10 protein-coding genes are annotated in these 12,604 nt (G+C 56.4%); 4 read left to right on the top strand and 6 right to left on the bottom strand.

The window, feature by feature from the left end; translation table 11 throughout:
- Positions 1-9: 9 nt before the first annotated feature.
- Positions 10-1,119, top strand: a complete 1,110-nt coding sequence (locus SH139x_RS01830) for an aromatic ring-hydroxylating oxygenase subunit alpha (protein ID WP_488353587.1) — start codon at positions 10-12, stop codon at positions 1,117-1,119.
- A 64-nt stretch (positions 1,120-1,183) separates the two neighbouring features.
- Here the strand turns inward: SH139x_RS01830 and SH139x_RS01825 are convergent, their stop codons facing one another.
- From SH139x_RS01825 to SH139x_RS01810, 4 genes are all read right to left on the bottom strand, one after another.
- Positions 1,184-2,002, bottom strand: a complete 819-nt coding sequence (locus tag SH139x_RS01825; RefSeq protein ID WP_488353586.1) for an FkbM family methyltransferase — start codon at positions 2,000-2,002, stop codon at positions 1,184-1,186.
- A gap of 136 nt (positions 2,003-2,138) precedes the next feature.
- On the bottom strand, positions 2,139-3,008 hold the full coding sequence (locus tag SH139x_RS01820; RefSeq protein ID WP_488353585.1) for a class I SAM-dependent methyltransferase: 870 nt from the start codon (positions 3,006-3,008) through the stop codon (positions 2,139-2,141).
- Between the two features lie 607 nt (positions 3,009-3,615).
- A complete protein-coding gene (locus SH139x_RS01815) occupies positions 3,616-3,813 on the bottom strand; it encodes a hypothetical protein (protein ID WP_488353584.1) in 198 nt (65 codons plus the stop codon).
- A 136-nt stretch (positions 3,814-3,949) separates the two neighbouring features.
- Positions 3,950-5,422: a sulfatase family protein gene (locus SH139x_RS01810; protein ID WP_488353583.1), complete on the bottom strand. Its 1,473-nt coding sequence runs from the start codon at positions 5,420-5,422 to the stop codon at positions 3,950-3,952.
- Positions 5,423-5,585: 163 nt separating this feature from the next.
- On the opposite strand from SH139x_RS01810, the gene SH139x_RS01805 reads away from it, so the two are divergent.
- Complete coding sequence (locus SH139x_RS01805; RefSeq protein WP_488353582.1) at positions 5,586-8,096, top strand: DEAD/DEAH box helicase; 2,511 nt, start codon at positions 5,586-5,588, stop codon at positions 8,094-8,096.
- 147 nt (positions 8,097-8,243) lie between these two features.
- Here SH139x_RS01805 and SH139x_RS01800 read toward each other — a convergent pair whose 3' ends face one another.
- Positions 8,244-9,701 carry a dockerin type I domain-containing protein gene (locus tag SH139x_RS01800; RefSeq protein ID WP_488353581.1) on the bottom strand — a complete coding sequence of 486 codons (1,458 nt, stop codon included), beginning with the start codon at positions 9,699-9,701 and terminating at the stop codon, positions 8,244-8,246.
- A 241-nt stretch (positions 9,702-9,942) separates the two neighbouring features.
- Between SH139x_RS01800 and SH139x_RS01795 the strand changes: the two genes are divergently transcribed.
- Entirely contained in the window at positions 9,943-11,037 is a 1,095-nt protein-coding gene (locus SH139x_RS01795) for an isocitrate/isopropylmalate dehydrogenase family protein (protein ID WP_488353580.1), read from the top strand.
- Positions 11,038-12,159, top strand: coding sequence for a tetraacyldisaccharide 4'-kinase (lpxK, locus tag SH139x_RS01790; RefSeq protein WP_488353579.1), 1,122 nt, complete (start codon positions 11,038-11,040; stop codon positions 12,157-12,159).
- On the opposite strand, the gene SH139x_RS01785 is transcribed toward lpxK, so the two are convergent.
- Positions 12,156-12,452 (bottom strand): BON domain-containing protein, encoded by a 297-nt coding sequence (locus tag SH139x_RS01785; RefSeq protein ID WP_488353578.1) that lies wholly within the window; start codon positions 12,450-12,452, stop codon positions 12,156-12,158. The two genes, lpxK and SH139x_RS01785, sit on opposite strands and share 4 nt — an antisense overlap.
- Positions 12,453-12,604 lie beyond the last annotated feature (152 nt).

The raw sequence follows: 12,604 nt of genomic DNA, 5'->3' as shown, positions 1-12,604 counted from the left end.
AATCCATCTATGTTTCAAAGCGACACGCACAAGCCGCAACTGCTACCCTCCGATGCTTACAGCGATCCCGCACGCTTTGCAGCCGAATGGGAGCAGTTGTTCGCCCCAGCTTGGCACTGTGTGGCCACCCTTTCCGACTTTCCCCGCGACGGTGATTATCGCACGCTCACGTTGGGGCGTTATCCGCTAATCTTGCGACGCGAAGCCGGCACCGTTCACGCCTACTTAAATGTTTGCCCCCATCGTTTTTCCTTACTCCGTCACGACCCCTGTGGGAATCTTCCCAAACTGCAATGCCAATATCATGGCTGGGAGTTTTCCGCTTGCGGTAACACGCAAAGAATTCCCGACGCAAAAAGCTTCAAGCCGCTGAAAAAAGGGATGCTCGGGCTGACTACGTATCAAACGCAAACCTGCGGCGATCTGATCTTTGTCAACCTGCATCCCGAGCCAACACCGCTGGCCGAAGTCCTGGGTGAAAACGGCAAATTAATCGAAGCTTGGTTCAGTCCAGCTTGGCGGCCGATGATGACTTATGATGTCTCCGTCGCGGCCAACTGGAAAGCCTACCTGGAGAACGGAATAGAAAGTTATCATATCGAGGCAGTGCACAGTAAAACGTTAGTCCAATCACCAGTTGAGGATCTGTGTGAACACGAACTGGGCGATGGATACACAATTTTTCGCTCGCGACAACCCGACCCGCGAGCCACGGTGCGAGCCATTGATCGCTGGCATCACCGCCTGCTGCAGGTTACCCCCGAACCTTACACCCATTGTCACCTCTACCCACATCTGACTTTTATAAGAATGTCAGTGTTCAGTTACTTAGAAGCGGTGATTCCAGTCGGCCCAACCGAGTCACGCATCGTGACTCGCGGTTACGTCTATCGCGGCCGGGAAGCAAACTGGTTTCGGCGAGCGACCAGCCGCTTGGCCGGGCACCTCGGCAGCCGCTTTTTGAAGGAAATCCAGGATGAGGATTGCGATATCCTGAACGCTTGCCAGCAAGGTTTGAGCGCGGTCGAGCATCCTCGCGGCGGGCTGATCTCAACCCGCGAGGAACGCATTTTCCATTTTCAACAATACGTTCAAGCGGCTTTGAAAAGCAAGCATTAGCCTGACTCCTTAGCACCTCGACGTAAGGCATTCGGTTATATCAGCCACGCCTGCCGCTCAAGCATCAACGCCGCCCGTACGCCATCTTATCGGTGGGAGACGAAGGGCTAAAGTCGATAACCGTGTGGAACCCTTTGCCGCGAAGAATGTCAACGACTTGATCGAGCGTTTCATCTCCATGATGCGTCTCCACGGCAATCTGACGGATCAAGGGCCAATGTTCGGCCTCGATCCCAGCCAGAACATCGAGTTCGGCCCCTTCGGCATCGAGTTTCAGATAATCGATCTTCTCTAAACCATGCTCGCGAATGATGGCGGAAACGCTTGTCAACTGACACTCCACGTCGATCGCCTTCTGATGGTACCGGTTGACTGCCCGGGCCAACATTTTCCGGCCGGCTGAGGGTAGCATACCGATGGCACCTGCCAACAAGCGGTTATCAAGTTTGGCGAAAGCGTTAAGCGTAAACTCCTCAGCCCGCTGCTGTTGCTCGATCGAGTCATCGGGGTGCATGCTCGAAGAACAGGAGAATCGTGGCAAGAAACGAAAAACCGCCATGCCCGGTTCTCGGGAGACACCCGCGTTGATCAGTCGCACGGAGTGCCCATCAGCAGGCGCATTCTTGCTCAACACCTCGAAAGTATCAGGGATTGGCTCAAATGAGTAAATACTGAGGTTCTTCGCTTCGGAAGTCGCGAACAGCAGGAACAGACCGATGTTTGCCCCAATATCAATAACCGTGTCACCATCGTGGAATTCCAATCCTCCCAGACAGTAAATGCGATCATCAAAAATTTCATGATAGATCAGTTCAGTTTCAGCTCGATTCATATAGTGAATCGACATGCCGTTGGGCAATGTTTGAGTGTTTTCGTGACGCATGTTGTTCTTAGTCCAAGTTGTACGCGGTCGATGGTGCCAATTGGCGACCGCTCCATAATCGTAATTACTAAGTTGATTTAATAAATGGTGTTTCTCGCGAGTTGCTTTGGCATTTCCGCGAAAGCGAGCTGCCCGGTCAGTGGCGAAAACGTAGCTGACTGAACTTCATCACTCTGCGGACTGCCCGGCCAAAATAAGGCATTTTGGCCAGCCAGCGGAGCCTTCCCCAGCGGTGCGGAAATTGATCGACCAAGAACCATTCATCGATAAACTCGATGCGCGGGTCCCAAGCTTCCAGCTCTTTGCCAGAGCGGACCCCCCAGCCAAACGTGGCCGCCGTTTCGCGGACCCCGGGAACGCGACTCTGCCGCCCCACGTAGGCGGGCGAAATCGACTGAAATAGCAAATTCGCACCCGGCAGTCGTTCGGCTAGTTGACAAACGAACTGCTGGATCTGTGCCGGTTGAAAATACATGAACAATCCCTCAGCGAGCAGCAAAGTTTGCTCGCCGCGCACGTCAAACAGCTGCTCCGTCCAGTCGATGTCGAACATCGATTTAGCGATCTGGCGAACCCGGGGCGAGGTTGAAAAAAATTGCTCACGGAGCGCGATTGAATCGGGCATATCGAGGTCAATCCAGTGAATCTGGCCGTTGTCGAGACGGCAAAACCGGCTGTCTAATCCGGCGCCCAGATTAATCACTTGGCCAACCGGATTCTCGGCGATAAATTGCCCCACCAAGCGGTCCAGCAAAGCCGTTCGTACGGTGACATCCAGCAACACATGCTTGGCTGCCGCAAAGCGCGCAAAGTCGTAGTCAATCTGCTCGACCATCTGCAGGGATTTGGCGTCATGAAAAATCCGCTCTTCGCGTGCTGACTCGACCGCCCGCGCGTAGACGGGGATCAGCAATGTTTCTTGCACCTGCCCCAGAGCCGGTCGAATCCGGGCTGCCCCACCCGCCCCGGCTGTTTGGTTGGCCCGATCGCTTTCAGCGGAATTCATGCAATTGCTAACCTTGTGTACATCTTCAAATTCTCCGCTAAGTTCGACCGCACATGGTGCGGGAAAGATCGCAAACAGGCGACAAAAAAGTGCGCTAAAACGGCGACTGGTCGCAGTTTTTGGCGAGCTTTCATTGTAGTTGACCAACTTCCAAAATGAGAAATTTTGGCTCTGGCAATTTTTTTACTTGCCTTTTTCCCGCGGCGCGTAATTATGGGTTTGTCGGGTCGCGAAGAACGCATCGCGACGGGCTGTTTCCGAGCAGAATATCGACCCATTCTGGTTGGCGCCGGGTCGTGTGTCTGCCAACAAAGAAACCCAAAGGAGGTGATCAAGTGGAATATTGCTGTACTTGCCAACGGGGTGGAAACCCGTAACTGAGTCGGCGGGCTGCGTTTACGTGGCCTCCACCCCACTCGCTGATCACTTTCAAGTAATTGAGCGAGCAAAGTGCCCGGCGTCGGAGATTTTACCTTGGTCTCCGGCGTCGGGTTTTTCATGCGCCGATTGTTAGGCGAAGGTGTCTCAAGCTTGCGAATCTTCTTCACCCACGAGACGAGCTCGTGGGGGGGTCAGAAAAGATGTGGGGTACAAACAGGCTGTGTTGTTACGCTTCGTACAGCACGACAACCAGGATATCGGAAGAGGCGAAAGTATTCATCCCACTTCCGACATGAGTTTGCGGAGCGATGTTGCCAGTGATGGAGATCACTTTGGCTCCGCTCGACTTGATCCAATCGTTGATCGACTTCTGCAAATCTTCGAGTTCGCTTTCGACGCTCTTGAACAGCTTGACTTGTTGCATGTCGGGCTCCCGCAAAAAAGACTTTTCAATGACGACTGACGCAATTTAAAGCGCTCAGCCTATTGTAATTTCGGCCCAGCACTAGCCCTCAATCAAGTGAGACATACCTCTGCCGCTCGTATCGCCGACTTTTTCCCTAACGATCACCTGTAATCGTGATTATCGGCCAATCTGGATGCGTTGTCCGCTGATGGTCGTCCTTGTTGCCACGGCCCTTGGGGACCGGGGGTGACAAGTCCAATATCTGGGTTAGAAATCTGCGTGCCGCTTCACCCTCCTCTCCAGCCGTGCCGATCGCCAAATCATCCGCCTCTGCGAGGTCCGCGGGAATGCGATAGTACCGCCCGTCGCGATATAGCTTGTAAACTTGATTGCGGGCGTAGTGCCCAGGTTCGGGTCCCCACCAAGGCTGATAGTGACAGAGAACCCACTGGCGAGGATTTCCGGGCTGACCAAGCAATTGCGGTAGGAAGCTGCGACCGTCAAGTTGGCCCCTGTCTCCCGTTTGGCCCGTGTCGCTGCCTGCCAGCTCGGCCAAAGTCGGCAGAAAATCGGTAAAGTCGACGAGGTCATCAATCACCTTGCCAGCCGGTGTGCGGCCTTTCCAATAAGCGATCAACGGCACGTGGGTTCCCATATCGGTCGTGCCCCCTTTGCCGCCCCGAATCGTCTGGCCATTCCACTTTGATTCGATGGTGCGGTGCGTTCCGTTGTCAGCGGTGAACACGATCAAGGTATTTTCGAGCTGTCCGAGCGAATCGATCTTGTCCACAATCCGGCCAACAATCTTATCCATATAATCAACCATCGCGGCGAAGTTCTCCTGCTTCTCGCGGGGCTTCGGCCGGTTGGTGTCATGGCCACGATCGCGCTCCCCGATCGTTTCGGGTGTCGGCACAAACGGATCGTGCACCAACAACATCGGATAATACACGAAGAACGGTTGGTCACGTTTCCGTTCCATAAAATCGCAGACAAATTCGCACATCATGTCTGGGCCGTATTTGTGCTCATTCTGCTCGACCGTCAGCATGTTGCCATTGTGCTCAAGCACCGGGCTCCAATAACGCTCACCACCTCCGCTGCCGCGATTTTTTCCCTTGGTTAATTGCCACAGCAGATATTCATCAAAACCAAAATGGTGCGGCCGGGTATTGTCATTGAAACCAGGCAAGCGATTTGCCAACCCGTTCAATTGCCACTTGCCAGCGATCGCCGTCGCATAGCCCGCATCCCGCATCAGTCGTCCGAAGGTTGGCTCGTTGGGATCGAGATAACCGAAGTGGGTATAATTTCGAAAGTTGTATTTGCCGGTCATGATCTGCACGCGCGAAGGCGTACACAACGGCGTCGAATAGCAGTGGCTGAACCGCACACCAAGTTGACACAACTCATCAAGCCGCTCGGTGCGATAGTCCTCACCGCCATAGTCACCAAACGCTTCCCAACCGACATCGTCGGCCATGATCAGGACAACGTTGGGCTGCCGTGAGTCGGCCGGAGTCTCATCAGCCACAGCCAACTGGGCGAATGCGACCATGGCGACAAGCAGCCAACTGGCAAACGAAAAGCAACGATCGAACAGGGACACCATTGGTGAGCTTGGCATCAAATGGACCAGCACGGAAAGCGAAAATCTGCGAATTGATCAAGGTGCGATTCGACATTCTACGAGTCACCTTCCATCGCATCCAGCAAAAAAGTCGACCGCCGCGGAGCATTTGCGCCCAAGCCCTGCGGAAGTGGCGGACCGTTTCCGTTACAATTCGGCGATGAATGCAACGCCCAATGAGCCGCAGCCATCCCGTGACGAGTTGGCCGGCGAATACTTTGAATTACTACCGTTTGCTCCCTATCCGGTCCAAGAAGAAGCCTTATTGGCGTACTTTACGGCCCCCCAGGGTGTGCTGGTCTGCGCGCCGACCGGTACAGGCAAAACGCTGATCGCCGAAGCGGCCGTCTACGAAGCGCTGCGGACCGGCACTCAAATGTATTACACCACGCCGCTGATCGCACTCACCGATCAAAAGCTTGACGAACTCCAACAGTCTGCCGTCCGCTGGGGGTTTGGCGAGAGTTCGGTGGGGCTGGTAACTGGCAACCGGCGAGTGAACCCCGACGCGCCGGTGCTGGTCGTCGTCGCCGAAATTTTGCTCAATCGGCTGCTCAACCATGACGCCTTCGACTTTAACCAAGTCGGTTCGGTTGTGATGGACGAGTTCCACTCCTTCAATGATGCCGAACGGGGCGTGGTTTGGGAGTTAACTTTGGGGTTACTTCCGCCGCACGTTCGCACCCTGTTGCTGAGTGCCACCGTAGGCAACTCGCTGGAGTTTACCCAGTGGCTGACCCGGGCGCACAACCGTCGCTTGCAGCTCGTGCAAGGTACCGAACGCAAAGTGCCGCTGCAATTCGAGTGGGTGCCCGATCTGTTGCTGGGCGATTTTGCCGAACAGATTGCCGCCGGCGATCCCGCAGCGCGGCGCACCCCTTCGCTGTTTTTCTGTTTCAATCGCGCACAGTGCTGGACCGTTGCCGAGTTGCTCAAAGGGAAACATCTAATCGACAAAGGGCGTCAAGCCGAACTAGCAGACTATTTAAATGCCGCCGAGATGAGCCAAGGGGCGGGCCCCAAACTGAAAAGTATCTTGATGCGTGGCGTCGGCGTGCACCACGCCGGGATCTTGCCACGCTACCGCCGGATGGTCGAAGAACTGTTTCAGCGAAAGTTGCTGAGCGTCTGCGTCTGCACCGAAACGCTCTCCGCCGGGATCAACCTGCCAGCCCGCAGCGTGGTCCTGCCCAGCCTGCTGAAAGGCCCTAAAGATAAAAAGAAAGTTGTCGAAGCGGCCTCGGCACACCAAATTTTCGGTCGCGCGGGGCGGCCCCAGTTTGATGATCGCGGCTACGTCTACGCGCTGGCGCACGAAGATGACGTGAAACTCCACAAGTGGAAGGAAAAGTTCGATCAAATCCCCGCCGATACCAAAGACCCCGGCTTGTTGAAGGCCAAAAAGCAACTGAAAAAGAAGATGCCCAAACGGCGAACGGGCGAACAATACTGGACTCAACAGCAATTCGATCAGTTGCGGGAAGCACCGAGTGCTCACCTGAAAAGCCGCGGCCATCTGCCCTGGCGACTGCTGGCTTACTTGCTGGGCAAAAACCCAGCCGTCGCTCCCATCCGAGAACTGGTCTCGCGGCGACTACTCGATCCCAAAGAAATTGAAGAGTCCCAGCGGCAACTCAACCGCATGCTGATCACGCTGTGGACAGCCGGCTACATTGAACTCGACCCCAAACCGGTTCCCAAACGCAGCTCGGGCCCGAGCGGGCAAACCCCCAGTAAACAAACTGGCAGTCAAGCTGGAAACCAAGCTAGCGGCAAGTCCGCCAGCGAACCGGAAAAACCGGCCGGACTGTTTGGCGAGCTGTTAGCCGAGATGCGCGAAGCGGAAGGTGTTGAGCCAAACCAGTCCGAGCAAGCGAGCGACGCGGTGCTTGGTGAAGACGAAGATGCCCAGTCGCGAGGCTACGAGGTGGACGATTACCGACCGCAGTATGCCAACCCGACCAGCCGGCTGCCGCTGTTGGTGCAACTTCGCAGCATCAATCCGCTGTACGGCGTCTATCTGGCAGACCAATTGGCGATCGCCGACCCGAACGAACGCTTGCTAGCTTTCGAGAGCGTGTTGGACGTGCCGGGCACCGTCGCCCGCTTGGTCCGCGTGCCCAAGTATGACGAGATGCCAGCGGGCACGTTAGCCCAGACTCGACTCGATCCACGCTTGCTACAACTTGGCTTGGCGACGATGGAAGAACTGGGTTCCCCCAAAGATGAAGAGGAAGAAGATAACGGGGGCAAAGGAGGCCGTGGGATGTTTGAAGAGCCGCGGGTCTATCCGTTGACCCTGGGAGAAAAAATCTTGCGGCTGTTCCAGAATGATTTTCCCCGCGTCCACGACGTCCGCGTCCGACCGGTCTGGATAGCGGGTGAATTACTGGAGTTCGGCGGCGACTTCAACAAATACGTCACCTCCCGCAAACTGCAGAAAGAAGAGGGGCTGCTGTTCCGCCACTTGCTGCGGCTGATACTGCTGCTCGACGAAATGGCTAACATTCCCCCGTATGAAACAACTCCCGAAGAATGGGAAGATCCATTAGATGACTGGGCCGACCAACTAACCGAATGCTGCCATCGCATCGACCCGCAAAGCACCGACGAAATCCTCGATTCATTCGGCAAAGGGGACGACCTAGTCGAACCAGGAAGAAGAAAATAACGCCAGCGTGATCAAGCCAAATATTCACTTGGCCCATCTCACCACATCCGCCAACTTCCATTAGCGCTCATTCGCGGGCACACTTCCCCTAGAGCGAATTAGCAGGACCCACCAGCACCTCGAGCAATGGATAATATCGCGGGTGTCCTAGCGGCCCAGCAAATCGCTGATGCCCTCTTGGACCGTGAGAAAATCGCCGCTGGCCAATCCCACGATCTCGACCACCGAGTCCTCCGTCACCGCTGGGAACCCATCTCCGGCCGCATCATTAGAAGTTTGCCGATAAATAATCAGCCCTAAGAAGTTTGATCGGACTGTGGCTATCGATTGGCCGTCGATCCGCACTTCGTACGAAGCGCGACGCTCGGCTCCTCGCAAGGCAATCCCTAAATAATATCCATCGCCGCGTGGTGTGTAAGTCACCAACCCGGCAACGCCGCCATCATCGAGCGGAGCGACTAACGTATCCGCTAGCCTTTCACCTAAACCTGGCAAATCACCTGCATCAGGCTGCTCTCCTGCATCGGGCCGCTCCAAACCGGGAATGCGTAAGTTGCGGAAAGTCCCCACCAGTTCGACGTTACCGCCAGACAATAAGATCTCACTATCGTCGGCAACTTCGGGGAGCGGATTCAACAAAGCTTCGGCTGTTGGATTGGTGGAATCATAAAGCATCGCTGCCACTCCGAACCGCCCCGCCGTGACCTCCAGCACTTCCACACCGTCGACGGCGACGCGATAAGTCTCACCAGGTGACAATCCGCGGGCCACCAAGCCGAGTGAAAAACCGGTTTCGAGTGTGGCAAAGTAGGCTCCACCCGCGTAGCTCGCCGCGGCATCTTGCAACGGCGCGGCGAACACCGGACCACTGATTTGATCAAGGCTGGGCAGCATGCCAAAATCGGGAATGCGAACAACATCGCCGTCTCCCGGAGCGGGCGTGACTGGTTCAGCAGACGAGTCATCACCGAGCAACACGCCTCCCAGACCTTCGACATGAATCAAACCGCCACCCCGCACGTTGCCTTGAATACGAGCGGCGATATCTTCCAACAGCGGCAACTCATCCACTTGCTCGGCCAACAAACGGAAAACTCCTCGTCCAGCAGCATCGGCCCGCACGTTGCCGACCAGTCCACCGTCGACAAAGACTGGGTACTCGCGCCCCGGCACACCATGCTGCAAACGGACTTCAAACCGTTCGCCAATCAACTCGTCAGTTGCTGTTTCTCTGGCCGCTTCACGAGCCAATTCAGCCCGCATGCGAGTGCCGTCCGCATTGGCTAATTGGGCAAACACTCGATCGACCGTCTGCTCGGCAGCCCGATTGAGGTGATTAATAACCCGCAACGCGTCGATCGGCTCGACTTGACCATCATCCGAGACATCCAAAAACCGACTGACTTCAACCTGCGGCGATTCACCAGCACGGAGAGCTTGTCGGTTGATATGGTTGATAATCGCCAAAGCGTCGATCGCCGTGACCCGCTGGTCGTCGTTGACGTCTAGCGGCTGCAAAAAATTATGCAATCCATCAGCCGCCAACAACTGGCGTGTCTCCAACGATTCAAGCGCCAGTCTTTTCTGAACAGAGCGGCTGGACATCCCGAACACCTCGTCTTTAGGCAGGAAATTTAGCGAATTCCCCTCAAACCTACCAAACTGCAACCCAGCTTGCCAGTAAGAAATCCCCCAAATGCCAGCCACGACCCACCGCCCGAGCAACCAGCACGAAACCCCCAACAGCAACGCCCTAAACCCGCCTCTCGTTGACGATCGATGGTCCTTCGGTTAGTTTCCCAACTCCCATTCAACCGAGTTTAAGCAGATCCTAGGAGCGAAATCGATGGCCCACGAAGTCACGTTGATCACTGGCGATGGTACGGGACCGGAACTAGCCGAAGCGGCCCGCAAGTGTGTGGATGCGACCGGCGTGGACATCAATTGGGACGTTCGCGAAGCGGGTGTCGATTGCATGGAAACCCGTGGCACGCCGATCCCCGACGACACCATCGAATCCGTGCGGCGCACCAAGTGTGCGTTGAAAGCTCCCATCACCACACCCGTCGGTACCGGCTTTCGCAGTATCAACGTTTACCTCCGCCAAGAACTGGGACTGTTCGCCTGCATTCGTCCTTGCAAGCACTATCCGGGTGTTCGCAGTTATTTCAGTGAACTCGGTGTCGACATCGTAATCGTGCGGGAGAACACCGAAGACCTCTACGCGGGGGTCGAATTCGAGGCTGGCAAACCAGAAACCTCCCAGTTGATCGACTTTATCAACGGCTTGCCATCGGATCGCAAAGTCAAAACCAGCGGCGAAGAAACTGGCATCTCGATCAAACCGATCAGCCGCAGCGGGACCGAACGGATTGTGCGCTGCGCGTTTGATTACGCGGTCAAACACGGACGCAAGAAAGTGACGGCGGTCCACAAAGCGAACATCATGAAATACAGCGATGGGCTGTACCTGGAAACGGCCACGCAAGTCGCTAAGGATTATCCCACGATCGAGTTCGAGGAACGGATCGTTGACAACATGTGCATGCAGTTGACCCAGAAGCCCGAACTGTATGACGTGCTCGTGCTGCCTAATCTTTACGGCGACATCGTCAGTGATTTGGGAGCCGGCATCATTGGTGGCTTGGGCATGGCGCCGGGCGCGAACATCGGTCCCAACGGAGCCGTTTTCGAAGCCACTCACGGCAGCGCACCAAAGTATAAAGGACAAAATAAGGTCAACCCCACCGCTTTAATTCTCTCAGCCATGTTGATGCTCCGCCATTTGAATGAGATGGACGCCGCAGCCCGTTTGGAGCAAGCGGTCAGCGATGTGATTGCCGAGGGCAAATCGGTGACCTACGATCTCAAGCCGCATCGTGACGACCCCACCGCGGTCGGCACCCAAGAGATGGCGCAAGCGATTTGCGATCGCATGTAAATGGACTATCGAGCGATCCTCGATCCCCGCCAGCGACAACCTTGGGCGATCGTCGCCCGGTTGGCCCTGCGGCTCGCCGCCCTGCCCTACGGCCTGGTCGTTCGCTGGCGAAATCACCGCTACAACAACGGCCGCAGCGATCAATTCCGTGCCGCCGTGCCGGTCATCTCGGTCGGCAACATCACCGCCGGCGGCACCGGCAAGACGCCGATGGTGGCCGCCCTGGCTGGTCATTTACGACAGCGTAAGATTCGCGTCTGCTTGATCAGCCGTGGCTACGGCAGCGATCAAACGGGCAGCAATGACGAAGCGCGGGAACTGGCCGAAACGCTGCCCGACGTGCCCCATTTGCAGAACCCCGACCGAGTCGCGGCGGCGGAGGCGGCCGTCGAGGAACTGGAAATGCAAGCGATCGTGCTGGACGATGGTTTCCAACATCGCCGCTTGAAGCGTGACCTCGATTTGGTGATGATCGACGCCACCTGCCCCTTTGGCTACGGTCGGCTGTTGCCCGCTGGCCTACTCCGCGAACCGCTCAGCGGCTTGCGGCGAGCCGACTTCATCATGATCAGCCGCTCGAGCCGCGTCACTGCGGAACGGTTGGCGGAGATCCAATCAACGATCCGGAAACTGGCGCCGGCGATACCGCTGGGCACTTGCGATCACGCGCCCACCGGCTGGCTCGCGCACCAACCACCGCAAAGCCGGCTGGAGACTGGGCTGGAGACTGGGCTGGAGACTGGGCTGGAAACCCGGCTGGAGACACTGTCCGGTCGCGAGGCGGTCGCGTTCGCTGGAATCGGCAACCCGCAACCCTTCTTTGATTCGCTGCAACAACTGGGCATCAACCTGCAGGCCACTCGCCAATTGCCCGACCATTGTCCCTATGACCGGCCGGTGGTCGATGCACTGGTAAGCTGGATTGAAGAGCACCGCCGCCGACATCCCGAGTTGTTGGTGCTGTGCACGCACAAAGACTTGGTCAAATTAAGAACGACTAAGCTTGGCGGCTGCCCGCTCTGGGCGCTACGGATCGAGCTGGAAATCACCAGCGGAGAAGCCGAGTTATGGCAAGCCGTGGAGCGGGTGACGGCGGGCATCGGCGGTTCGCCGGAAAGTTAGCGAACCACTGAAACTTCGTTAACGACGCGGAGGTTGGCGGCGTGCGGGCGAACAGTCTCTTGGGCCAACTGCTTGTGATAGAAACAATTGACCCGCCCGCTGATCAACAGCGACTCGCCTTGCCGTTGGACCGACAATTCACGCAAATCGAAAATGGCACTCGAAGCGAGCGCTTCTTGAGCAAGCGAATCGGGTTTCTGGAGTGGAAAGCGGCCTGCTGGAAGAGCGGTGCCGTGATGTTCGCTGGGGACATGATGGTCGGTGGGGACGCCGAAAGGCGTTTTTGTAGTCATGGCGGAGTAGTCTCCTTACGGGGGCCTGACGCTTTTCAAACTAGCGCCGCGCGGGGGTGATTGTCAAGCAACTCCCGCAGTAAATTCGAAAATGATTTCAATTGTCAGCAACTCGGCTTTACCCCATTTACCTGGCTAACGCCGCTTAACCA

It is taken from the genome of Kothea flammea, from assembly GCF_052161645.1.
Classification (GTDB): Bacteria; Planctomycetota; Planctomycetia; order Pirellulales; family Pirellulaceae; genus Laterigemmans.
The sequence above is the reverse complement of the archived record's forward strand: the minus strand, read 5'-3'. Positions and strand labels throughout refer to the sequence as shown.